Source organism: Streptomyces sp. KR80 (assembly GCF_052245555.1).
Classification (GTDB): Bacteria; Actinomycetota; Actinomycetes; order Streptomycetales; family Streptomycetaceae; genus Streptomyces.
The window spans coordinates 233214-256490 of record NZ_JBQQCD010000003.1 but is presented as its reverse complement, the minus strand read 5'-3'; the positions used below and the strand labels follow the sequence as shown (position 1 = coordinate 256490).

The following is a 23277-nucleotide window of genomic DNA, read 5'->3' as shown; positions in this document are numbered from 1 at the left end:
ACTGACGCAGAGTCAACTAGCCTTGATTTTGCGGTTCGTTGGTCGTGGAACCGGGGCGGCTCGAGCCACGAGGGGGGAGGCTCGAGCCGCCCGTCTCGTCCGTCCGGTCCGTCTCGTCCAGGGCTCGCAGCACATCGGCCACCAGGTCGTCCGGGTCCTCGATGCCCACGGAGAAGCGGATGAAGCCCTCCGGCACCGCGTCCCCGCCCCACCGCCCGCGCCGCTCCGCCGTGGACCGCACACCGCCGAAACTGGTGGCCTCGTCCACCAGCCGCAGGGCGGCCAGAAATCGCTCCGCACGGTCCCGGTCGGGGAGGGTGAAGGACACCACGCAGCCGAACCGCCCGCCCCGCATCTGCCGCGCGGCGACCGCGTGTGCCGGGTCGTCCGGCAGGCCCGGGTGACGCAGTCCGGTCACCTCGGGCCGGCCCTGTAGCGCGGTGGCGAGCGCCGTCGCGTTCGCCGCCTGGCGATCCACGCGCAACTGGAGCGTGGCGAGCGAACGGTGCGCGAGCCAGGCCTCCATCGGACCGAGGATGGCCCCGGCCGTCTTGCGCCACCGCCGCAACCCCGCGGCCAGTTCGGGGTCCCGGCACGTCGCATAGCCGAGCAGCAGGTCACCGTGGCCGGTCAGGGCTTTGGTGCCGCTGCCCACCTAGACGTCGGCGCCGAGCTCCAGGGGCCGCTGGCCGAGCGGGGTGGCGAGGGTGTTGTCGACGGCCACCAGCGCGCCCGCGGCGTGGGCGGCCTCGGTGAGTCGCCGGATGTCGCACACGTCGAGTCCCGGGTTGGACGGGGATTCGAGCCACAGCAGCTTCGCGCCGTCGAGGTGGGCGAGCTGTGCGTCCCGGGCGGTGGGCGCGGTGCGCACCTGGACGCCGTACGCCGCCAGCTGCTCGCCCACCAGTGGCAGCACTTGGTAACCGTCGCTGGGCAGCACCACGGCGTCGCCGGTCCGCAGCTGGGAGAGCAGGACGGCGGAGACCGCGCCCATGCCGGACGGGAAGGCCACCGTCTCCACGTCCGCTCCCGGGGCCTCCAGTTCGCCGATGGCCTGCTCCAGGCCGGTCCACGTCGGGTTCTGGTCGCGGCCGTAGGTGTACGGTCCGACGGGCTCGCCCGGCAGGTGGTAGTGGGCGGCGAAGACCGGGCCCGGCATGGCCGGCTCGTAGGGCGCGGGCTCCGGCAGACCGGCCCGTACGGCACGGGTTCCGTCACCGGTCACGGTCGGCCCTCTCGGACGACGAAGGTACGGCCGTGCGCATCACCGCGGCGGTCGTGCGAAGGCCGCGCGTAGTGATCATGCGTCCGTCATCCATGGGGGCCGATCAGTCCCGATCGTCGGGCAGGGCCATGTTCAGCGCCCAGGACACCACCGAGACGATCAGGCCGCCGAGCACCGCCGTCCAGAAGCCGTCGACATGGAAGGCGAGGTCGAGCTCGCCCGCCAGCCACGAGGTGAGCAGCAGCATCAGTGCGTTGATCACCAGGGTGATCAGGCCGAGGGTGAGGATGAACAGCGGGAACGACAGCAGTTTGACCAGGGGCTTGACGACGAAGTTCACCAAGCCGAAGAGCAGGGCGACCAGGATCAGGGTAAGCGCCTTGCGGCCGGCGTTCTCGCCGGTGAGCGTGATGTCGTGGAGCAGCCACACGGCCACGCCCAGGGCGCCGGCGTTGGCGAGTGTCTTGACTAGGAAGTGCTTCATGGTGTGATCGTCGCAGACACGGCGGGATTCGTGACCTGTTGGGTGAGGGGTGGATGTCGGTGAAGGTGTTCCGGCTGGATGAGCTCGATGCTGAGCGGGCCGCCAACGAGGGTGCGTACCTGCAGTTTCTCCGCGAGCGGAACATGTCGGTCGGGCTGTACGCGCTGGACGCCGGGACCGTCGACCCGCAGCAGCCGCACGGGCAGGACGAGGTCTATCTCGTGGTGAGCGGCCGCGCCTCGATCACCGTGGGTGTGGAGACCACGCAGGTCGCTCGGGGCAGCGTCGTCTATGTGCCGGCCGGGGTGACCCATAAGTTCCACCACATCAGTGAGGACCTGCGGGTCCTGGTCGTCTTCTCGCCGCCCGAGAGCTGACGGGAGGGCCTGGGCCCCGATCCCGTAGGGGAACGGTCAGGGGAGTACGGGGGCCGGGGGCGGTCCGGGCGCCGTACCGCGCCCGTAGCATCGAAGACATCCCGGAAGGACCGGGACCGGGAGCGGAAGCGGGGACGGACAGTGGCATTCAAGGAGATTCTCGCGGGCCTGCCGTGGTGGGTGACGTGGATCGCGGTGCCGGCCCTCGCGCTCGTGGTGTTCGGTGGCCTGATCCTCAGCGTGGTCGGCTTCCTCGTCGGCCTGCTCTTCAAGGTCCTGGTGTTCGTCGCTCTCGTCGCCGGACTGATCTACGTGGTACGAAAGTTCACCGCCTCGTCCTCCCGCGACGACGGGTGACCGGCTGGTGAGCGCCCAGGCGTCGGCGGCTCAGTGCTTGCGGCGTCGTCCGCGCCCGGTACGGACCGGCGCGGCGGTGGCTGCCGCGGGTCCCGCGCCCGGTGCCTGCCGGTCCGCGGAGACGACCAGCGCGGCGAGAGCCGTGGTCACCGGCACTGACGCGACCAGGCCGATGCTGCCGATCAGGGTCCGGACGATTTCCTCGGCGACGATCTCGCTGTTCGCGACCGTCGCGACGCTGCTCTGGGCGACTGAGAACAGCAGCAGCAACGGGAGCGCCGCGCCTGCGTAGGCGAGCACGAGGGTGTTGACCACGGACGCGATGTGGTCCCGGCCGATGCGCAGGCCCGCGCGATACAGCTGGACCGCGCTCATGGTCGGGTCCGCCTGCTTCAGCTCCCACACCGCCGAGGTCTGGGTGACCGTCACATCGTCGAGCACGCCCAGCGAACCGATGATGACGGCGGCCAGCAGCAGGCCGCTCAGGTCGATGTCCGGATAGAGGCCGTGGATCAGCCCGGTCTCGTCCGAGGTGTTGCCGGTCAGTTCGGCCCAGCCGATGAAGAGCGAGCCGAGCAGCCCGATCAGCAGCAGCGAGATCAGTGTGCCGAGCACGGCCACGGACGTACGCGCAGTGATGCCGTGGCACGTGTACAACGCGATGAGCATGATGGCGCTGCTGCCCACCACGGCGACGACCAGCGGGTTGGAGCCGTGCAGGATCGCCGGGAGGATGAAGAACGACAGCACGGCGAAGCTCGCGGCGAGCGCGATCAGCGCGAACAGGCCCTTTAGCCGGCCGACGGCGACCACGGCCACCGCGAAGACGGCCGCCAGCAGCGTCATCGGGAATCCGCGGTCCACATCGGTGACGGAGTACTGCAGTTCGCGCGGTGCGTCCGGGGCGAACGCCACGATGACGCCCTGTCCGGCGTCGAGCTGGCGCGGCGCGTCGGGCTCGATGATCTCGGTGAACCGCCGGCCCGTGTCCTTCCCGGAGGTGACCTCGATGGTCGCCCGCTTGCAGTCCCGGCCCGTCGGCTGCTGGCCCGGCTGCTCTGGTGACGGCTGGTTCGAGCCGTCGGCGGACGGCGGCTGCTGCGGCCGTACGTTGACCTCCGCGCAGTCGACCGTCTCGACCCGCACGACCTCGCCGGACTCGGTCTGGCGGTCGAAGCCGACTCCGGTGCGCTCGTGTGGGGGGACGCCGCCGGGCCAGAGGACGGCCAGGCCGATGACGACTGCCGTGGCGAACGGGATCAGTACCGCTGCGATGACCTTGCGGAGATGCTGCGATACGGGCGCGGCGGGGCCGTGGCTGTGGACGTGCGCGTGCGGTTCGGGTGTGGTGGACACCGACCGATCATCGCAAGAGTGTCCGGGTGACCGGGACCGGCGCGACCAATCGTGCCCCTTTTGTCGGTTTGTTGAGACCCCCTTTTCACCTCCCGGAACGAACCGTTACCGTGGGAGCACCTTTTGCACACGCGGGAGCTCGGAGCACCGGGCTGAGAGGGCGCTGAGAGGCTGCGCCGACCGCCGAACCTGTTACCGGGTAATGCCGGCGTAGGGAGTAGGTCTCATGACCGTTCAGGATGCACGCACGCCTGCCGTCAACGGCACTCAGTCACAGCAGATCGGCTGGCACAAGGACTACGTGCCCGGTTCGCGCCCGGACCTGCGGGTCCCGGTGCGCCGAGTGCACCTCACCAACGGACGGGACGTCACGCTGTACGACACGTCCGGGCCGTACACCGACCCCACCGTCGTCACCGATGTGCGCCGCGGTCTCGCGCCGCTGCGCGAGAACTGGATCATCGCCCGCGGCGACACCGAGGAGTACGCCGGTCGCCCGGTCCGCCCCGAGGACGACGGCATCAAGCACACCTCGCCGCGCGGCGGACTGCGCAACCTGGACGCGGTGTTCCCGGGCCGCCCGCGGCAGCCCCGCCGGGGCCGGGACGGGGCCGCCGTCACCCAGCTCGCGTACGCCCGGCGGGGCGAGATCACGGCGGAGATGGAGTACGTGGCGCTGCGCGAGAACGTCTCCCCGGAGGTCGTCCGCGAGGAGATCGCCGCGGGCCGCGCGGTGCTCCCCGCCAACGTCAACCACCCGGAGATCGAGCCGATGATCATCGGCAAGCGGTTCCTGGTGAAGGTCAACGCCAACATCGGCAACTCAGCGGTCACGTCCTCCATCGAGGAGGAGGTGGAGAAGATGACCTGGGCCACCCGCTGGGGCGCCGACACGGTCATGGACCTCTCCACCGGCCGTAACATCCACACCACACGGGAGTGGGTGCTACGCAACTCCCCTGTGCCGATCGGTACCGTGCCGCTCTATCAGGCGCTGGAGAAGGTCGACGGCAAGGCGGAAGAGCTGACCTGGGAGATCTACAAGGACACCGTCATCGAGCAGGCCGAGCAGGGCGTCGACTACATGACGGTCCACGCGGGCGTGCTGCTGCGGTACGTCCCGCTGACGGCCCGTCGCAAGACCGGCATCGTCTCGCGCGGCGGCTCGATCATGGCGGCGTGGTGTCTGGCGCACCACAAGGAGTCGTTCCTCTACACGCACTTCGAGGAGCTCTGCGACATCCTCGCCACGTACGACGTCACCTTCTCCCTGGGCGACGGCCTGCGGCCCGGCTCGATCGCGGACGCCAACGACGAGGCGCAGTTCGCGGAGTTGAAGACCCTGGGCGAGCTGAACCGGATCGCCAAGTCCCGCGGCGTCCAGACGATGATCGAGGGCCCGGGCCACGTTCCGATGCACAAGATCAAGGAGAACGTCGACCTCCAGCAGGAGATCTGCGAGGAGGCGCCCTTCTACACCCTGGGCCCGCTGACGACGGACATCGCGCCCGCGTACGACCACATCACCTCCGGCATCGGCGCGGCGATGATCGCCTGGTGGGGTACGGCGATGCTCTGCTACGTCACGCCGAAGGAGCATCTGGGCCTGCCGGACCGGGACGATGTGAAGACGGGCGTCATCACGTACAAGATCGCTGCCCATGCGGCGGACCTCGCCAAGGGGCACCCCGGTGCGCAGGAGTGGGATGACGCACTGTCCGACGCGCGCTTCGAGTTCCGCTGGGAGGACCAGTTCAATTTGGCCCTCGATCCGGACACCGCCCGTTCGTTCCACGACGAGACCCTGCCCGCCGAACCGGCGAAGACCGCGCACTTCTGCTCCATGTGCGGCCCGAAGTTCTGCTCGATGAAGATCAGCAGAAGCATCACCGAGCAGTTCGCTCCCGACCTGGCCGGACCGGCCAGTGACGAGGAGGTCGAGGCGGGGATGCTGGAGAAGTCCAGGGAGTTCGCCGCTTCGGGCAATCGGATCTACCTGCCGCTGGCCGACTGAGGTCGCACCACACGGGAGACGCCCCTGCGCACGTGGTGTGCGCAGGGGCGTCGATGCATCCAGATACGTGCGACGGGCACGAGCGGATGTGGTGCCGGTTCCGTCGCTCGGCTACTTGGCCAGAAGGCCGCCAGGGGACGTACTCGACACGGTGGAGCCGACCACGTTCTGGACGGTGTTCACCGGCTTCACCGGCACGGCTCGAGAGGGCGCGGTCGGCTGGGTGGATCCGCTCTGCCGGGGCGGAGTCTGGGTGGCAGCCGGGCTCGACGGGGCGGTCGGCTGGGGCCGCTTGCTTGGGGTCGCGCTCGGGGTCTTCTTCGACGGGGGGCTCTTCGGCTTGCTCGCGCTCTTGGCGGCCGGCGCGGGCTTCTTGCTCGCAGCCGCCTTCGCGGCGGGCGCCGGCTTCGAGCGGCCGTTGCTGTTGGGCGTCGCCTTGGCGGCCTGAGCCGACTTCGCGGGCTTCATTGCCTTGGCGGCGGGCGTGTGCTGCGGGGCGTCGGGCTTCTGCGTCAGCGCCGTCGACTTCGCGGCGAGCGCCACCGGGAGCTCGACCGCCTCGGACGTGACGCCGGGTGTCCCGTCGTCGAACAGTGAGGACCCCGATTCGCTCCCCTCCGGTGCGGCGGGCCGGGGGAAGAGTCTCTTCAGATCGTGCGTGTCGCCCGTCTGGAGGCCGGCCACGGCGCCGCCGGGGCGGGACGCGTCGGCCAGGCCTTCGACGCCCAGCGCGACGGCACCGAGGGCCACGGCAGCGCACGAAGCGATCATGGCCACGCGTGCCCGGCTGATGCGCCGCCGGATTCCTCGATGTCTGCCCCGCGCCGCGTTGCGTGCGCGTCGTTCCTGAGCCATTCCGCCTCCGTCGCGTCGCTCGTTGGTGCGCTCGTTCTCGTGACAGCCCCTGACGGTCGAAAGCGGCCGAACCGGGCCTGGTAATCGACGCTAAAACAGACAAATGAGGGAATGGCAGCGAATGTGACCTATCGCATATTGGGCTCACCCGGGAGCAGAGCGCCGCGGCCAGGCGCGGCGTGTTACGAGCCGAGAGCCGCGACCGCCTGCTCCGCCGCGGCGACGGCCCCCTCACGCATGGCATCGGCGCTCGGGGCCTTGCGGGTCTCGAAGTCGCTGCCGCTGTGTGTGACCGTGACCACAGCGTTCGCGGTACGGACGACCACGACCGCGGCCATCGTCTGCTGACCGTCGTCCTTGGTGAGCTCGGTGCCGACGGACGCCTCGTCGCCCAGGTCGGGCACGCCCGTGGCGCGCTTGCGATCGGCGTAGAACTCACGGGCGCCCGCCAGTCCGCCGGCGTTCTCGCCGGCGATCTCGAAGGTCACATCGAGCCAGCGGTAGTCGAAGCCGTCGAGCGCATTCCACGAGCAGCCGGTACGGCGCGCGGGATCGCTGCTCTTCAGCGGCTTCCCCGCGGTCTTCGCGCCCGGGACGAGCTTCTTCACCGTCGCGGAGGACAGGGTCGTGCACGCCGTGGCAGGCGGCTTGGCGTGGAGCCGGGCCGTCGTCGCGTCGAGGGACGGTTTCGGGGCGGAGGACGGCCGGCGGCTGTCCGAAGGGGACTGTGTCGTCATGGACCAGCCCGCGGCGGCGAGCACGGCCACGGGGAGCAGGCGGGCGACCAAGGTCAGGGGCAGAGACGGCACAGCGGCGTTCTCTTCGGTCGTGAGCAGGACGACGGGAGATGAGATTGCCATATGAACGCGTCGGCGAACAGCCCCGTCCGGTTGCCCCCCACCGGACCTGTGCTTTTGATGGGATGAGGAAGCCGATCGGGGCACTCCGCAGCGACCAGGGAGATGGCGACGGTGGATCTCGTACTGCGCCCGGGCACACCGGCAGACGCCGCCGACTGCGGAAGAATCGCCTACGAGGCCTTCACCGGCATCGCTGGCGCGCACGGCTTCCGCTCGGACATGCCCAGTACGGAGGCCGCCGTCGGCGTCATGGACACGGCGCTGGACCACCCCGGGTTCTACAGCGTCGTCGCCGAGCTCGACGGCCGGATCGTGGGCAGCAACTTTCTCGACGAGCGGTCGGCCGTCACCGGCGTCGGGCCCCTGACCGTGGACCCGGCGGTGCAGAACCAGGGCATCGGCCGTCGGCTCATGCTGGATGTCATGGAGCGCGCCGCCGGGCGGCGGGCGCCCGGCATCCGGCTGCTGCAGAGCGGCTACCACTCCCGGTCGTTCGCGCTCTACGTCGACCTCGGCTTCGCCTTCCGGGAGACCGTCGCGTGTCTCCAGGGCCCGCCCATCGGGCGTTCCGTCGCAGGTCACGCGGTACGCGAGGCTACGGACGCGGACCTGGCGGCCTGCAATGACCTCTGCCGTCGCGTGCACGGCGCCGACCGCGGCGGAGAAGTCGCCGACGCCGTCAAACAGGGGACGGCCCGGGTCGTCGAGCACGACGGCCGGATGACCGGCTATGCCACGGATCTGGCGTTCTGGGCCCATGCGGTCGGCGAGACCACGGAGGACATCAAGGCGCTCATCGGGGCGGCCTCGGGCTTCGACGGGCCCGGCATCCTCGTTCCGGCGAGCAACAGCGCCCTGCTGCAGTGGTGCCTCGGCAACGGTCTGCGGGTCCACGAACTCATGAGCCTGATGACCATCGGCCTCTACAACGAGCCCGCCGGGGCCTACCTGCCCTCGATCCTCTACTAGGCCCTGTCCGGTACTAGTCCGGCCGCTGCTCCGGGCCGCCGTAGTCCGGGCTGGTGTAGCCGGGGCTCTTGAAGCTGGGGCGGGCGGCGTCCTCGGGGCCGCCCTCGGTGCTGAACCCCGGCCGCGAGTAGCCCAGGTGCGGCGTTCGGCCCGACATCCCTGGATCGTCGTCGAAACCGTCCTCGGCGCGCCACTCGGTGGTGGGAGAGGCGAGCGGGTCCGCCAGGGCCTCGCGGAGGAACGGGAGGACGCCGCGCTCCAGCAGCGCCTGCCGCCAGGCCTCCCGGGCGCGGTCGACCTCGTCCGTGAGCCGGTCGTCGTGCGGCGCCCGCAACGAGCTGGAACTGTTGCGCAGCGCGGTGATGAGGAGTCCCACCATCGCGGCGACGATGCCGGCAGCGGTGAGGGTGACGAAGACCCAGCCGGCGTTGATCAGGGAGTCGGCCACCGGCTCCTGGGGGCTGACGTAGTGCAGCAGATAGCCGATGAGCAGGAAGATCACGGCGGCCGTGCCCGCCAGCACCGGGGCGAGTACGGCGAGGACCGCTACCAGCCCCGCGCCCGAGGCCTCGGCGGACGCGCCCATGGAGCCGCTGAGCCCCATCGCGGCGCCACCCTGCTCGGTGCCGTTCCCACTGCTCATGGGGGACACGGGAGCCGGGTCGCGCAGCTCGTCGCGGACCTTGACGAAGTGCTGGTACTCGGAGGAGGCGCAGGCGGAGATCGCGGCGGAGGCGGTGAGTGCCATGGTGCGCAACTGCTCGGTGTTGAGCCGCCGTCCGAGTAGGGCCGGATCTTGCCGCTGACTCGCTGTGCGCAGCGCCTCTCCGAGGATCCGCTCGAACTCCGGGCGGTCCTCAGGAAGCAGATGCGGAGCGCTGTTCATGTGCATCCCCCGGTGCTCCGTAGGCCTGCGTGCCGGCTCTCACCGGGCAGTTGGGCGGAAACGGAGGAGAGCCTGCTACGGATAAGCCGATGGTAGAGCGCTTCCGGCGGGTGGTGACAGGGTGTTTCCGGAAAATGCCCGAGTCGTGGGCGGAACCGTCCGCCGTGCGCCTGCCCGGAGGAGACGTCAGTCGGCCAGTGGAAGTTGGACCACGAGCAGTTTTCCGGCCATGGTGACGCCGCCGTCCATGGCGACCGCCAGCCCGTCGGCGTAGACATGCGGACCGTGGACGAGGGACGTGCCGCGGTCCTCGCCGTCCTCCGAGCCAACTTCGCCCAGGAGGTAGGGGATCGGGCTGTGACCGTGCACGATGCGCTGCCCGCCGTAGGTGGTCAGCAGCTCGTGCACGGCCTGCGGCCCGGTCTCGTCACGGAAGGCGAAGCGCTTGGTGAACTTGCGGAACAGGTCCCAGCACTCGTCGGCGTCGCTGCGCTGCAGGATCTCGGTGACCCGGTCGTTGACGGCCTCGATGGAGTCACCGAACTCGAGGTAAGCGGTGGTGTCGGAGTGCACGAGCAGGTTGCCGTCTTCCTCCGCGACCGCGTCGAGCCGGGACATCCACTGGAGATGGTGGTCCTCCAGGCGCTCCATGTCGGTGCGCTGGCCCCCGTTGAGCAGCCAGGCGGCCTGGAAGGAGGCGGTACCGGCCCCGGAGCCGACCGGTGTGTCGCCGAATCGCTTGGCGCCGATGAGCAACAGCTCGTGATTGCCCATCAGGGCCTTGCAGTAGCCGCCCGCGGCCGCGGCCTCGGCGGACAGTCGCATGACGAGATCGACGACGCCGATGCCGTCCGGGCCGCGGTCGGTGAAGTCGCCGAGGAACCACAGCCGGGTGTTGCCGGCGGCCCAGTGCTCCTCGGCGTCGATCAGGCCCTGGGCGCGCAGGGCTTCGCGCAGTTCGTCGAGGTAGCCGTGGACGTCGCCGACGACGTAGAGCGGGCCGAGGACGGTCTCCGCCGGCGCCGAGCCGCCCGTCTCGGGCGCGGCGACCGGGGTGACGGACAGCGTGGCCCGGTCGGCGACGGTGCCGCGGCCGACCACCGTGAAGTCGCGCTGGGCCGGGGTGAACTCCGCAGGGACGTCCGAGGCGACGGACCGGTCCGCCTGCTCGGCGACGGGCGACATGCGCGGCAGGCCGTGGCCGGGTTGCCCCACGGGTACGTGCGGTGGTGCGGACGCCCGGTCCGCGGGCGAATGCGCGGGTGCGGGAGGCATGTCCTGCACGGGCGCGGGCGGCATCCCCGCCGTGGCCCCTGCCACGGGTCCCTCACCGGCCCCCTGAGTCATCGACCCCTCCACCATCGCGCCGCCGTGCACCGGGCCGGACCTTTCCCCTGCGTGGGCCGAGGAAGCCCGGTGGTCGGCGGGCGGTCCGCGGTGTCGTGCGCCCATCATAGGAATGCCGCTCGCGGGTTGTGACGCACCAGGGGGCGGTCAATCGTGGCGGCGTGTGTGATCGCCGGGCTTTTCTCCCGAAATTGCCTGGTAGCGCCCTGGGGTGGGGACGTGCGGAGGGCCCGGCGTGGGGGCACGCCCCCAGCTACCGCTGGGGGTACCCCCACCCAGCGGCCAGCTGGGGGAGGGTCGCTTGCTGCGTGCCGGACGTCGGTCAGCTGCGGGGAGCCGACCGGGGAGCGCTGACCGTGGTGCGGGGTGGCCGCCGCTGGGAGGAGGTCCGCACGATGAGCTCGGTCGGTATCACCTGCTCGACCGGCCGCCCGGTGTGCAGGCCTTCGATGGCGTCGATGAGCAGTTGGACGACGGCGGTGCCGATCCGGCGCGGTTTGAGGGAGAGCGTGGTGATGGGCGGCTCGGTGGTGGCGTACACGGTGGACTCGCTGCAGCAGACGAGCAGCAGGTCCTCGGGTACGCGCAGGCCGTAGCGGCGGGCCGCCGCGAGCAGGTCGGTGCCGTTGGGATCGAAGAGACCGTAGACGGCGTCGGGGCGGTCGGGGCGGGCCAGCAGCCGGTCGGCGGCGACGGCTCCGGCGCATGGGTCGTGGGCCGGGTACTCCTCGTACACCGGGTCCTGGCCGACGCGTTCGCACCAGGAGAGGTACGCGGTCGTCGAGAGCCGGGTGTAGGTGTCGGTGCTGGTGCCGGTGAGGAGGCCGATGCGGCGTGCGCCGGCGTCCGCGAGGTGGTCCAGTAAGCCGAGGACGGCCGCCTCGTGGTCGTTGTCGACCCAGGCGGTGACCGGGAGGGAGCCGGCCGGGCGGCCGTCGGAGACGACGGGGAGACCCTGGCGGACGAGTTCGGTGACCACCGGGTCGTGGTCGGAGGGGTCGATGACGACGGTGCCGTCGAGGGCGACGTTGGACCAGACGTCGTGCCGGGAGGTCGCCGGGAGGATGACGAGTGCATAGCCGCGGGCGAGGGCGGCGGAGGTGGCGGCGCGGGCCATCTCGGCGAAGTAGGCGAACTCCGTGAAGGTGAAAGGTTCATCCCCGTAGGTCGTCACCGTCAGGCCGATGAGGCCCGATCTGCCGGTGCGGAGGGTGCGGGCGGCGGCCGACGGGCGGTAGCCCAGCCGCTCGGCGACCTCGCGGACGTGGCGACGGGTGGCGTCGGGAAGCCGCCCCTTGCCGTTGAGTGCGTCGGAGACAGTCGTGATCGAGACACCGGCCGCGGCGGCCACGTCCCGGATGCCCGCCCGCCCGTGTCGGCTGCCCCGCCGGTGGGTATCCGTCCGGCTCACCTGGTGCTTACCTGCTGCTGTCATGGCGAGCCGATAGTAGGGCTCGGGTGGTCCTTTCGCGGGAGCCTGTGATGCGCCTCCGACAGGCACGTTTCTGCAAGACCGGAGCCTCCAACTACCTTGTAAATCAAGGCAGTTGACGTCTCATGGGGAGGACCGACCGGTGATCGTGAGCCTTTCCCTGCCGATTGGTCTTTGTCTCGAAGAGGTCTCAAGTCACCTTCACGGGGGATGCGCGCCACGGCGCGAGCCACCGGCGCACAGCAGGACGGTGAGTGCCCCCCTCAGGTGCATACTCCCCAGAACTCATGGGGGACCCCGGGTGCCGCAATCCTCATAAGGTGTGGAGTATTGCTGATGTGCCCGGACGGTCGAGGAGGACCCGCGGTGACTGAGAAGACCCCGAAGCTGCGCGATGCGCTGAACGGCATTCCGACCTACAAGCCGGGTCGGCCGGCGGCCGCGGGCGGTCCCGTCGCGTTCAAGCTGTCCTCCAACGAGAACCCCTACCCGCCGCTCCCCGGTGTGATGGAGAGCGCGCTGGCCGCCGCCGCATCGTTCAACCGCTACCCCGACATGGCCTGCACGAGGCTGATGACCGAGCTGTCCGAGCGGTTCGGCGTGCCGGTGGAGCACCTGGCGACCGGCACCGGCTCGGTCGGCGTGGCGCAGCAGCTCGTCCAGTCGACCTCCGGGCCGGGCGACGAGGTGATCTACGCCTGGCGGTCCTTCGAGGCGTACCCGATCATCACGCAGATCAGCGGCGCCCGGTCGGTGCAGGTACCGCTCACTGCCGGTGAGGTGCACGACCTGGAGGCGATGGCCGACGCGGTCACCGACCGGACTCGGCTGATCTTCGTCTGCAACCCCAACAACCCGACCGGCACGGCCGTGCGTCGGGCGGAGCTGGAGCGCTTCCTGGACCGGGTGCCCACGGATGTCCTGGTGGTGCTGGACGAGGCGTACCGGGAGTTCATCCGCGATCCCGAGGTGCCCGACGGGATCGAGATCTACCGGAACCGCCCCAACGTCTGCGTGCTGCGCACCTTCTCCAAGGCATACGGGCTGGCAGGGCTGCGGGTCGGCTTCGCGGTGGCGCAGGATCCGGTGGCCGCCGCACTGCGCAAGACGGCGGTGCCTTTCGGGGTGAGCCAACTGGCGCAGGACGCGGCGGTCGCCTCGCTGCGCAGCGAGGACGAGCTGCTGGGGCGAGTGGGCTCGCTGGTCTGTGAGCGCAAGCGGGTCGCGGTGACCCTGGCCGAGCAGGGCTGGACGGTCCCCGATTCGCAGGCGAACTTCATCTGGCTGCGGCTCGGGGACCGTACGGCCGACTTCGCGGCGGCGTGCGAGAAGGCGGGCGTGGTCGTACGGCCGTTCCCGGGGGAGGGCGTACGGGCCACCATCGGTGAGACCGAGGCGAACGACCTCCTGCTGCGGACCGCCGAGGAGTTCCGCCGCGGGCGGTAGGCCCTCCTGCCGACGGCCGCTGCCTTACGTCGCCCGCTCGACGCGGATCGGGTCGCCCGGTCCTACGGTCGCGAGCGCGCGCGGGTCGCCGTCGATCCGGCCGAGCACATTGCAGGGGCTGGCGAGCCGGCACTCCTCGCCTCGCGAGATGGGCGTGGGCCCGTAGGGCAGCGCGAGCGCGTTGCCCTCGGTCCAGAAGGCGACCGTGCCGGGATCCACGACCTGCCGGGCCCCGGCCTCGAGGTCGAGGGTCAGCCCGGTGTCGAAGTAGACCTCTTCGCCCCAAGTGTTCGCGGTGGCGTCGATCGGCAGGGCGGCGTGCAGTGCCGTGGCGGTCGGGGTGTCGTCGAGGGTCGCGGTGAGTCGGCCGGCGGGCCAGATGATGCGAATCTGCATGGATAGATTCAACAATATGTTGAAGCACTCGGGAAAGGGGGCCCCGCCCGCAGACGCCGAGGGTGGGTGGGCCATAATGGCTTGTGAATGTGAACGCGTTCACAAGCTCTGATTCCAAGGAGAGCCTGGGGGCGTGGCCGCAAGGACGTAAGGAGAGGGCGGCATGGACCTGGCATTGGCGCCGGAAACCCTCGGGCGCTGGCAGTTCGGCATCACCACCGTCTATCACTTTCTCTTCGTTCCGCTGACGATCTCCCTTGCGGCGCTCGTCGCCGGCCTGGAGACCGCATGGGTGCGGACGGGCCGGGAGAAGTACCTCAAGGCGACCAAGTTCTGGGGCAAGCTCTTCCTGATCAACATCGCCATGGGTGTCGTCACCGGCATCGTGCAGGAGTTCCAGTTCGGTATGAACTGGTCTGACTACTCCCGCTTCGTCGGCGACGTCTTCGGAGCTCCGCTCGCGTTCGAGGCGCTGATCGCCTTCTTCTTCGAGTCCACCTTCATCGGTCTGTGGATCTTCGGCTGGGACAAGCTGCCCAAGAAGATCCACTGCGGCTGCATATGGATGGTGTCCATCGGCACCGTGCTCTCCGCGTACTTCATCCTGGCCGCCAACTCCTGGATGCAGCACCCGGTCGGCTACCGAATCAACGAGGCCACCGGCCGCGCCGAGCTCACCGATTTCTGGCGGGTCCTGACCCAGGACACCACCCTCGTCGTGGTCTTCCACACGCTCACCGCCGCGTTCCTGACCGGCGGGGCCTTCATGGTCGGTATCGCGGCCTACCACCTGGCCCGCAAGCGGCACGTACCGGTGATGCGGACCTCGCTCCGCCTCGGCCTGATCACCCTGGTCGTCGCGGGTCTCATGACCGCGGTCAGCGGTGACCAGCTGGCCAAGGTCATGTTCCGCCAGCAGCCGATGAAGATGGCGGCGGCGGAGGCGCTATGGGAGAGCGAGGCACCGGCCCCCTTCTCGGTCTTCGCCTATGGCGATGTCGACAAGGGCCACAACAAGGTCGCCGTCGAGATCCCGACGGCCCTGTCGTTCCTCGCGAACGGCGACTTCTCCTCCGAGGTCTCGGGCATCAACGACGTCAACGACGCCGAGCAGAAGGCGTACGGGCCCGGGGACTACCGGCCCAACATCCCCGTCACCTACTGGGGCTTCCGCTGGATGATCGGCTTCGGCATGACGTCGTTCGGCATCGGACTCGCCGGGCTCTGGCTCACCCGCAAGCGGCTGTGGCTCGCTCCCGGGCTGCGCACCGACGAAGAGGAACCACCGCGGCTCGCGCTCACCAGGGGCCGGGAGCTCGGTCCCCGGCTCACCTCCTGGTACTGGCGGATCGCGCTGCTCACCATCGCCTTCCCGCTGATCGCCAACTCCTGGGGATGGATCTTCACCGAGATGGGCCGTCAGCCGTGGGTCGTCTACGGCGTGCTGCGGACCGCCGACGCCGTCTCCCCCGGTGTCTCCCAGGCCGAGGTCCTCACCTCGATGACCGTGTTCACCGCGCTCTACGCGGTCCTCGCCGTCATCGAGTTCCGGCTCCTCGTGAAGTACGTCAAGGCCGGTCCGCCCGAGCTGACCGACTCCGACCTCAACCCGCCCACCAGGATCGGCGGCGACGACCGCGACGCCGACCGCCCCATGGCCTTCTCGTACTGAGGGGAGCACAGCATGGAACTCCACGACCTCTGGTTCGTCGTCATCGCCTTCCTCTGGACCGGCTACTTCTTCCTGGAGGGCTTCGACTTCGGGGTCGGCGTGCTGACCAAGCTGCTGGCGCGCGACCGGAGCGAGCGCCGGGTGCTCATCAACACCATCGGGCCGGTCTGGGACGGCAACGAGGTGTGGCTGCTGAGCGCGGGCGGCGCGACCTTCGCCGCCTTCCCCGAGTGGTACGCCACCCTCTTCTCCGGCTTCTATCTGCCGCTGCTGCTGATCCTCGTATGCCTGATCGTGCGCGGCGTCGCCTTCGAGTACCGGGCGAAGCGGAACGAGGAGCGCTGGCAGGCCAACTGGGAGCACGCGATCTTCTGGACCTCACTGCTGCCCGCCGCGCTGTGGGGCGTGGCCTTCGGCAACATCGTCCACGGCGTGAAGATCGACGCGGACAAGGAGTACGTCGGCACGCTGGTCGACCTGCTGGGTCCGTACGCGCTCCTCGGCGGACTGGTGACACTGGCGCTCTTCACCTTCCATGGCGCGGTGTTCACCGCACTCAAGACGGTCGGAGACATCCGGGTGCGGGCGCGGCGGCTCGCGACCGGGCTCGGGGCGGCGTCCGCGGTGCTCGGGGCCGGCTTCCTGGGCTGGACCCAGACCGACCAGGGCGACGGCACGAGCCTGGCGGCGGCGGTCGTCGCCGTCGTGGCGCTCGCCGGGGCGATCGGGTGCAACCTGGCCGGGCGGGAGGGCTGGGCGTTCGCACTGTCCGGCGTCAGCATCGTCGCCACGGTGTCGATGCTGTTCCTCACGCTCTTCCCGGACGTCATGCCGTCCACGCTGGACGAGCGGTGGAGCCTGACGGTCACCAACGCCTCGTCCAGCCCGTACACGCTGAAGATCATGACCTGGTGCGCGGCCGTTGCGGCTCCCCTGGTGATGCTGTACCAGGCCTGGACGTACTGGGTGTTCCGCAAGCGGATCGGCACCCAGCACATCGCCGACGCCCACTGAGGCGTCCTCGGGCATCTGCAAGGACTGATTCCCATGAGACCGATTGATCCGCGCCTGCTCCACCACGCCCGTGCCACCCGCGGCTTCCTGGTCGCGGCCGTCGTGCTCGGGCTGGCCGGGGCGGCGCTGGTCGTCGCCCAGGCGATGCTCATCGCCGAGGTGGTCGTCGGTGCGTTCCAGCGGGAGTTGGCGGTGGCCGAGCTGCGCACCCCGCTGCTGCTGCTCGCGGCGGTGTCACTCGGACGCGGTCTGGTCTCCTGGCTGACGGAGCTGGCCGCGCACCGGGCGGCGGCCTCGGTCAAGTCCGAACTGCGGCGCCGGCTGCTGGAGCAGGCGGTACGGCTCGGCCCTGGATGGCTCAGCGGCCGGCGGACCGGCGAGCTGACCGCGCTCGCCACACGCGGAATAGACGCGCTGGACGGCTACTTCGCGCGCTGTCTTCCGCAGCTCGGACTCGCGGTGGTCGTGCCGGCGGCGGTGCTCGCCCGGATCGTCACCGAGGACTGGGTCTCGGCGGCCGTCATCGTCGTCACGCTGCCGCTCATCCCGCTGTTCATGGTGCTGATCGGCTGGGCAACGCAGACGCAGACGGACCGTCAATGGCGGCTGCTGGCCCGGCTGTCGGGGCACTTCCTGGACGTGGTCGCGGGGCTGCCGACGCTGAAGGTCTTCGGACGGGCGCGCGCCCAGGCGGAGTCCATCCGCTCGATCACGGGCGACTACCGGCGCGCCACGCTCCGGACGCTGCGGATCGCCTTCCTCTCTTCCTTCGCCCTGGAGCTGCTGTCGACGCTGTCGGTGGCGCTGGTGGCCGTGGGCATCGGCATGCGGCTGGTGCAGGGGGACTTGGACCTCTATACCGGCCTGGTCGTGCTGATCCTGGCCCCCGAGGCGTATCTGCCGCTGCGGCAGGTCGGGGCTCAGTACCATGCGGCAGCCGAGGGGCTGGCGGCGGCGGACGAGGTCTTCGCGGTGCTGGAGACGCAGGTGCCCGCGGGGGGCGCCACGGCGGCGCCGGATGCCACCCCGGCCCCCGGCCGGGAGGGGCCATCTCCAGCGGTGGCCGAGCGAGTGCCCGCAGGCAGCGAACTACGGGTGGAGGGCCTGGAGGTACGCCACCCGGGCCGCGCGGAGCCGTCGCTCCCCCGGACCTCGCTGGCCGTCTCCCCCGGCGAGACCGTCGCGATCACCGGCCCGAGCGGAGCGGGCAAGACGACCCTGCTCAGCGCGGTGCTGGGCTTCGCACAGCCCTCCACAGGCCGCGTCCTCATCGGCGGCACGGATCTTGCGGACCTCTCGCGGGAGGGCTGGTGGCGGCAGATCGCATGGGTGCCCCAGCGGCCGTATCTCTTCGCGGGCACGGTGGCGGAGAACGTACGGCTGGCCCGGCCGGACGCGGACGGCACGGCCGTACGGGAAGCCCTGCGCGCGGCGGGTGCGCTGGACTTCGTCGCCGGGCTGCCGGACGGGCCGGAGACAGTTCTCGGCGAGAGCGGAGCGGGCCTGTCGGCGGGGCAGCGCCAGCGGATCGCCCTGGCGCAGGCGTTCCTGGCGGACCGACCGGTGCTGCTGCTTGACGAGCCGACGGCGCATCTGGACGGCGAGACGGAGGCGTCGATCGTCGCCGCGATCCGGCGCCTGTCGACCGGCCGCACCGTCCTCCTGGTCGCCCACCGCCCGAGCCTGCTGGCCTTGGCTGACCGGGTCATCGCCCTGCCGGGGCCCGCTGGGGCGTGCGACTCCGCAGCGTGGATCCCCTCCGATGAGGAGCGGGCCGTCCCGGAGGCGGGCGTGGGCGATGGCGAGTGCGCGGCGGCCGACGCCCGGCCCGCCGGGCTCGATATGTCTGCGGCTACGGACGAGACGTGGTCCAGCGACGTGTCCCAGCCGAGCCCAAGGGCGGGTACATCCCCGGGAGTTGAGGACGGTGGACGAGCGGACTCCCGCCCGCGCAGCGCGGATGATCTGCGGTGGGTGCGGCGGATGGCCCAGGCCCGGCGTGGCCGGTTCGCGCTCGCCCTGCTGCTCGGCAGTCTCGCCCTCGGCTGCGCCGTCGGTCTCATGGCCGTCTCCGGCTGGCTCATCTCCCGCGCGTCCGAGCAACCGCCCGTGCTCCATCTGATGGTGGCGGTCACCGCGACCCGGGCGTTCGGCATCGGACGCGCCGCCTTCCGCTACGCCGAGCGCCTCGTCGCCCATGACGCCGTCTTCCGGATGCTCGCCGACCTCCGCGCAGCGGTCTACGCCCGGCTGGAGCGCCTGGCCCCCGCCGGGCTGAAGGAGACCAGGCGCGGCGACCTTCTCTCCCGGCTCGTCGCCGACGTCGACTCCCTCCAGGACCACTTCGTCCGCTGGCTGCTGCCCGTCGGCGCGGCCACCCTCGTCGGCACCGGATCCATCGGCTTCACGGCCTGGCTGCTCCCCGAAGCCGGTGCCGTGCTCGCCGTCGGACTGCTCGCCGCAGGCGTCGGTGTGCCGCTGCTCTCCGGCGCGCTCTCGCGCCGCGCCGAGCGACAGCTCGCCTCCGCCCGCGGCGCCCTCGCGGGCCAGGTCGTCGACCTGCTCAGCGGTACCGCGGAGCTGGCCGTGGCGGGTGCGCTGGCCTCCCGTACGGACCGGGCGCGGCGGGCCGACCGCAAGCTCACGCGGCTGGCGGCCCGGTCCGCGGCGGCGGCCGGTACGGGCGCCGGGCTCGCCTCGCTGATCTGCGGCCTCACCGTGACCGCGGCCGCGTGGGCAGGCGTGCAGGCCGTGCACGACGGGCGCCTCGCGGGGCTCGCCCTCGCCGTCGTCGTGCTGACGCCACTCGCCGCGTTCGAGGCCGTCATGGGACTGCCCCTCGCCGTTCAGTACCGGCACCGCAGCCGACGCGCCGCCGAGCGGGTGAGGGAAGTACTGGAGGCCCCGGAGCCGGTACGGGAGCCCGCGCAGCCTGCGGAACCGCCGGCCGACCCGTTCCCCCTTGCCGTACGGAACCTGACGGCCCGCCATCCCGGACAGCGGGTGCCCGCTCTCGAGGGAATCGACCTGGACCTCGCCCCAGGTCGGCGGATCGCCGTCGTCGGCCCGTCCGGATCGGGGAAGACGACCCTCGCCCAGGTGCTCCTCCGCTTCCTGGACGCCGAGTCGGGTTCGTACACCCTCGCCGGGACGCAGAGCACCGCGCTCGACGGCGACGACGTGCGCCGCCTGGTCGGTCTCTGCGCCCAGGACGCGCACGTCTTCGACAGTTCACTGCGCGAGAACCTGCGCCTGGCCAGGCCGTCGGCGACTGACGCCGAGCTGCGCGACGCGCTCGCCCGCGCGCGGCTGCTGGCATGGGTCGAGCGTCTCCCGGACGGGGTCGACACCCTCGTCGGCGAGCACGGCGCCCGGATCTCCGGCGGTCAGCGGCAGCGCCTCGCGCTCGCCCGGGCACTCCTCGCCGACTTCCCCGTCCTCGTCCTCGACGAGCCCGCCGAGCACCTGGACCTGCCGACGGCCGATGCGCTGACCGCCGATCTCCTGGCCGCCACCGCGGGGCGGACGACCGTCCTGATCACCCACCGGGTGGGCGGCTTGGCGGCGGTCGACGAGGTGATCGTGCTGGACCGGGGCCGGGTGGCACAGCGCGGCACGTACGAAGAGCTGGCCGCCGGTGACGGACCGTTCCGGCGGGCGCTCGCGCGGGAGCAGGCCGCGGACTCCCTCGCCGCGGAAGCCGCCGCCGGGATGACGGCGGCGGTGTGATGTGCCGCTGGGCTGCGGCAGGTTCTGGGCTTCGCCCAGGGCAGGTCCTAGGACTGCTGCGCCGCCAGGATCTGCTCGATGACCACCGCGACGCCGTCCTCGTTGTTCGCGACCGTCCGGGCCGAGGTGGCGGCCAGCACATCGGGGTGCGCGTTGGCCATGGCGTACGACGTCCCGGCCCAGGTCAGCATCTCCACGTCGTTGGGCATGTCGCCGAAGGCCACCACCTCCTCGGGGGCGATGCCGCGCTGGGCGCAGCAGTGCGCGAGGGTGGCGGCCTTGCTCACGCCCAGGCCGCTGATCTCCAGCAGTGCGGTGGGGCTGGAGCGGGTGAAGAACGCATGGTCGCCCGCGCTCGTACGGGCCAGGGCGAGGAAGGCGTCCGGGGTGAGGCGAGGGTGGTGGGCGAGCAGCTTGAGCACGGGCTGGTCGGCGCTCGCCCAGTCCGGGGAGAGCAGTTTCTCCGCGGCGGCCACGGTGGCACCGGGGTCGAGGTGGAAGGGCGGGTACTCCGGCTCGTAGTGGATGCCGTTGGTCAGCTCGACGGCGAACGAGGTGCCGGGGGCGGCGGTGCGCAGCGCCTCCACGACGGCGAGTGCGTCGGTCCGCTCCAGTGGGCGCACCTCCAGGATCAGACCGTCCCGGTGCAGATCGACGACAGCGGCGCCGTTGGCGCAGATCGCCAGGCCGTGGCCGTGGACGTGGTCGCTGACGACGTCCATCCAGCGGGCGGGCCGGCCGGTGACGAAGAAGACCTCGATCCCGGCCTGCTCGGCGGCGGCGAGTGCGGCGACCGTCCGCTCCGAGACCGATTTGTCGTCCCGGAGAAGGGTGCCGTCGAGGTCGGTGGCGATCAGCCGTACACGCCGGGGAAGGGACGCCGAGCGGTCGGATTCCGGAGTCTGCGGCTCGGGCCGCTCGGTAGCTGAGGTCACGGGTTCATCTTCCCGCACCTGTAGGCACAGCCGTGCGACGGGGTCCGACGGGGGAGCGGCGGGGTCCGACGGGGTGCGCGGGGGAGCGGCGGGTACCGCAGCGCTCGCCGCCGCGGAGACCGGCCGGCGCGGCTTCACGCCCGCCGCCTGCCTCGGCCAGGCCCGGGGCGGGCGGCGGGCGACGTCAAGCTGCGGCGGGCCACGAGGCCGGGTGAGGAGTCGGCCCTTATGCCGGGTCTACCGGTAAAGATGCAGAATCAAGGTAGGGGAGGACAGAAGGGGCAGGCGCGCTCTGGAGGTCGGCCATGCCAAGCACCCGTACCCGATTCGCCCCCGACCAGGGACTGACCGCCCGCATGGTGACGACGATGTTCCTGATCGGATTGCTGTATGTGGTCTTCGTCGGCGCACTGCTCGCCCTGCTCCGCGGCGCCTGGCCGATCATCCTGATCATTGCGGGCGGCCTGTTCATCGCCCAGTTCTGGTTCAGTGACCGGATCGCGGCGTTCAGCATGGGCGCCCGCGAGGTCACTCCCGAGCAGGCACCCGAGCTGCACGGCGCCGTCGACCGGATCTGCGCGCTGGCCGATATGCCCAAGCCGCGGGTGGCGATCGCGCAGAGCGATCTGCCGAACGCCTTCGCCACCGGCCGTAACGAGCGCACCGCCCTGGTGTGCGCCACGACCGGGCTGCTGCGGCGGCTGGAGCCGGAGGAGCTGGAGGGCGTCCTGGCGCACGAGCTGTCCCATGTCGCCCACCGCGATGTGGCGGTGATGACCATCGCCTCGTTCCTCGGTGTGCTGGCGGGGGTGATGACGCGGGTCGCGCTGTGGGGAGGCTTCAGCCGCGGCGGCAGTGACCGGGACACCAACACCGCCATCGCGATGTTGCTGATACCCCTGGTCAGCGCCGTGGTGTACGTGATCAGTTTCCTGCTGACCCGGCTGCTTTCCCGGTACCGCGAGCTGTCCGCCGACCGCGCGGCCGCCCTGCTCACCGCCCGGCCTTCGACTCTCGCTTCGGCGTTGACGAAGGTGACCGGGCAGATGGCGAAGATCCCCACGCGGGATCTGCGGAAGGCGGAGCCCTTCAACGCCTTCTACTTCGCGCCTGCTTTCTCCTCCAAGGAGAGCCTGAGCCGGCTGCTCTCCTCCCACCCGACGCTGGAGCAGCGTCTCGACCAGCTGGGCAGGATCTCCGCCCAGCTCGGCCGTCCGTGACAACACGACAACGTCACAACGTCACGACGGCACAACGTGACAAGCGAAGTGGGGTGACACTCCGTGGGCCTGCTGGACACCATCCTCGGCCGAAGCAAACCGGTCCGGCCCGACCTCGACCAGCTCTTCGCCCTGCCCTCCGCCGCGCTCACCCTCCAGGCGGGCGCCGGATTCACTCCGACCGGAACGGGCTCGGTCTGCTTCGCCAGCGTCGAGGGCGGTGCCTTCGCACAGCTCCAGCAGGACGTGCGGGAACTGCTCGACGCGGACACCGGCCGGGGTGGCGTACCGGTCGAGTTCAGCCGGGACGCGTACGGCTACACCTGGCTTGTCACCCGCCACCCGGCCGATGACACCGCCGCCCTTGTCAACGATCTGCACGCCGTCAACACCCTGCTCCAGGACGGCGGCTTCGGCCCGCAGTTGCTCTGCTCCCTCATCGGTTTCCGCGACGCGGGCGGGCGGTCCCTCGCGCTCGTCTACCTCTACAAGCGCGGCACGTTCTATCCCTTCGCGCCGCTTGGCGAAGGCGATGCGGTCGACAGGCGGGACAGTGCCCTCGAACTGCAGGTCCGGGCGTTGCTCGCGGACGATCTGCGGATCGAGACGGATCTGGCCCGCTGGTTCCCGGTATGGGGCGCACCGGGGCTGTGAGCCGACCCTTCGTCGGCGGACGTCGTCGCGGCGCTGCCCGGGGTGCCGC

General features: G+C 70.9%; 19 protein-coding genes and 1 pseudogene. 10 read left to right on the top strand and 10 right to left on the bottom strand.

The genetic code is table 11. The features are described from left to right. Nucleotides 1-16 precede the first annotated feature (16 nt). Both ACTWQI_RS06615 and ACTWQI_RS06610 read right to left on the bottom strand, forming a co-directional pair. Nucleotides 17-1225: pseudogene (locus ACTWQI_RS06615) on the bottom strand (cystathionine gamma-lyase). 103 nt (nucleotides 1226-1328) lie between these two features. Next, entirely contained in the window at nucleotides 1329-1709 is a 381-nt protein-coding gene (locus ACTWQI_RS06610) for a phage holin family protein (protein WP_443268319.1), read from the bottom strand. 59 nt (nucleotides 1710-1768) lie between these two features. Here ACTWQI_RS06610 and ACTWQI_RS06605 point away from each other — a divergent pair, with 59 nt between their 5' ends. Beyond that, nucleotides 1769-2086, top strand: a complete 318-nt coding sequence (locus ACTWQI_RS06605) for a cupin domain-containing protein (RefSeq protein ID WP_443268664.1) — start codon at nucleotides 1769-1771, stop codon at nucleotides 2084-2086. A 141-nt stretch (nucleotides 2087-2227) separates the two neighbouring features. Continuing rightward, complete coding sequence (locus tag ACTWQI_RS06600; protein ID WP_443268318.1) at nucleotides 2228-2443, top strand: DUF5326 family protein; 216 nt, start codon at nucleotides 2228-2230, stop codon at nucleotides 2441-2443. 30 nt (nucleotides 2444-2473) lie between these two features. Here ACTWQI_RS06600 and ACTWQI_RS06595 read toward each other — a convergent pair whose 3' ends face one another. After that, entirely contained in the window at nucleotides 2474-3799 is a 1326-nt protein-coding gene (locus tag ACTWQI_RS06595) for a YibE/F family protein (protein ID WP_443268316.1), read from the bottom strand. Nucleotides 3800-4025: 226 nt separating this feature from the next. Between ACTWQI_RS06595 and thiC the strand changes: the two genes are divergently transcribed. Then, nucleotides 4026-5813, top strand: coding sequence for a phosphomethylpyrimidine synthase ThiC (gene thiC, locus ACTWQI_RS06590; RefSeq protein ID WP_443268314.1), 1788 nt, complete (start codon nucleotides 4026-4028; stop codon nucleotides 5811-5813). A gap of 111 nt (nucleotides 5814-5924) precedes the next feature. Here thiC and ACTWQI_RS06585 read toward each other — a convergent pair whose 3' ends face one another. Both ACTWQI_RS06585 and ACTWQI_RS06580 read right to left on the bottom strand, forming a co-directional pair. After that, on the bottom strand, nucleotides 5925-6590 hold the full coding sequence (locus tag ACTWQI_RS06585; protein ID WP_443268313.1) for a hypothetical protein: 666 nt from the start codon (nucleotides 6588-6590) through the stop codon (nucleotides 5925-5927). 260 nt (nucleotides 6591-6850) lie between these two features. Next, nucleotides 6851-7528, bottom strand: a complete 678-nt coding sequence (locus tag ACTWQI_RS06580) for a hypothetical protein (RefSeq protein ID WP_443268311.1) — start codon at nucleotides 7526-7528, stop codon at nucleotides 6851-6853. A 102-nt stretch (nucleotides 7529-7630) separates the two neighbouring features. On the opposite strand from ACTWQI_RS06580, the gene ACTWQI_RS06575 reads away from it, so the two are divergent. Further along, complete coding sequence (locus ACTWQI_RS06575) at nucleotides 7631-8497, top strand: GNAT family N-acetyltransferase (protein ID WP_443268309.1); 867 nt, start codon at nucleotides 7631-7633, stop codon at nucleotides 8495-8497. 13 nt (nucleotides 8498-8510) lie between these two features. Here ACTWQI_RS06575 and ACTWQI_RS06570 read toward each other — a convergent pair whose 3' ends face one another. The 3 genes from ACTWQI_RS06570 to ACTWQI_RS06560 form a co-directional block, all read right to left on the bottom strand. Beyond that, nucleotides 8511-9389, bottom strand: a complete 879-nt coding sequence (locus ACTWQI_RS06570; protein ID WP_443268307.1) for a hypothetical protein — start codon at nucleotides 9387-9389, stop codon at nucleotides 8511-8513. Nucleotides 9390-9569: 180 nt separating this feature from the next. After that, nucleotides 9570-10745 carry a metallophosphoesterase gene (locus tag ACTWQI_RS06565; RefSeq protein WP_443268662.1) on the bottom strand — a complete coding sequence of 392 codons (1176 nt, stop codon included), beginning with the start codon at nucleotides 10743-10745 and terminating at the stop codon, nucleotides 9570-9572. A 307-nt stretch (nucleotides 10746-11052) separates the two neighbouring features. Then, nucleotides 11053-12165, bottom strand: a complete 1113-nt coding sequence (locus ACTWQI_RS06560; protein WP_443268305.1) for a LacI family DNA-binding transcriptional regulator — start codon at nucleotides 12163-12165, stop codon at nucleotides 11053-11055. 363 nt (nucleotides 12166-12528) lie between these two features. Here ACTWQI_RS06560 and hisC point away from each other — a divergent pair, with 363 nt between their 5' ends. Beyond that, nucleotides 12529-13608: a histidinol-phosphate transaminase gene (gene hisC, locus ACTWQI_RS06555; RefSeq protein WP_443268303.1), complete on the top strand. Its 1080-nt coding sequence runs from the start codon at nucleotides 12529-12531 to the stop codon at nucleotides 13606-13608. A gap of 24 nt (nucleotides 13609-13632) precedes the next feature. Here the strand turns inward: hisC and ACTWQI_RS06550 are convergent, their stop codons facing one another. Further along, nucleotides 13633-14004, bottom strand: a complete 372-nt coding sequence (locus tag ACTWQI_RS06550; protein WP_443268302.1) for a cyclophilin-like fold protein — start codon at nucleotides 14002-14004, stop codon at nucleotides 13633-13635. Nucleotides 14005-14167: 163 nt separating this feature from the next. Between ACTWQI_RS06550 and ACTWQI_RS06545 the strand changes: the two genes are divergently transcribed. From ACTWQI_RS06545 to cydD, 3 genes are read left to right on the top strand one after another with little or no spacing between them, the layout of a single operon-like run. Next, the gene (locus tag ACTWQI_RS06545; protein WP_443268300.1) at nucleotides 14168-15676 is read left to right on the top strand and encodes a cytochrome ubiquinol oxidase subunit I; all 1509 of its coding nucleotides are present in this window, start codon (nucleotides 14168-14170) and stop codon (nucleotides 15674-15676) included. Between the two features lie 12 nt (nucleotides 15677-15688). Next, nucleotides 15689-16690 (top strand): cytochrome d ubiquinol oxidase subunit II, encoded by a 1002-nt coding sequence (gene cydB / locus ACTWQI_RS06540; RefSeq protein WP_443268299.1) that lies wholly within the window; start codon nucleotides 15689-15691, stop codon nucleotides 16688-16690. Between the two features lie 33 nt (nucleotides 16691-16723). Then, complete coding sequence (cydD, locus tag ACTWQI_RS06535; RefSeq protein ID WP_443268297.1) at nucleotides 16724-20419, top strand: thiol reductant ABC exporter subunit CydD; 3696 nt, start codon at nucleotides 16724-16726, stop codon at nucleotides 20417-20419. A gap of 47 nt (nucleotides 20420-20466) precedes the next feature. Here cydD and ACTWQI_RS06530 read toward each other — a convergent pair whose 3' ends face one another. Then, complete coding sequence (locus ACTWQI_RS06530; protein WP_443268295.1) at nucleotides 20467-21354, bottom strand: Cof-type HAD-IIB family hydrolase; 888 nt, start codon at nucleotides 21352-21354, stop codon at nucleotides 20467-20469. A 305-nt stretch (nucleotides 21355-21659) separates the two neighbouring features. On the opposite strand from ACTWQI_RS06530, the gene htpX reads away from it, so the two are divergent. Next, nucleotides 21660-22574: a zinc metalloprotease HtpX gene (htpX, locus tag ACTWQI_RS06525; protein WP_443268293.1), complete on the top strand. Its 915-nt coding sequence runs from the start codon at nucleotides 21660-21662 to the stop codon at nucleotides 22572-22574. Nucleotides 22575-22637: 63 nt separating this feature from the next. Further along, nucleotides 22638-23228, top strand: coding sequence for a PspA-associated protein PspAB (gene pspAB / locus ACTWQI_RS06520; protein WP_443268291.1), 591 nt, complete (start codon nucleotides 22638-22640; stop codon nucleotides 23226-23228). Nucleotides 23229-23277: the final 49 nt, after the last annotated feature.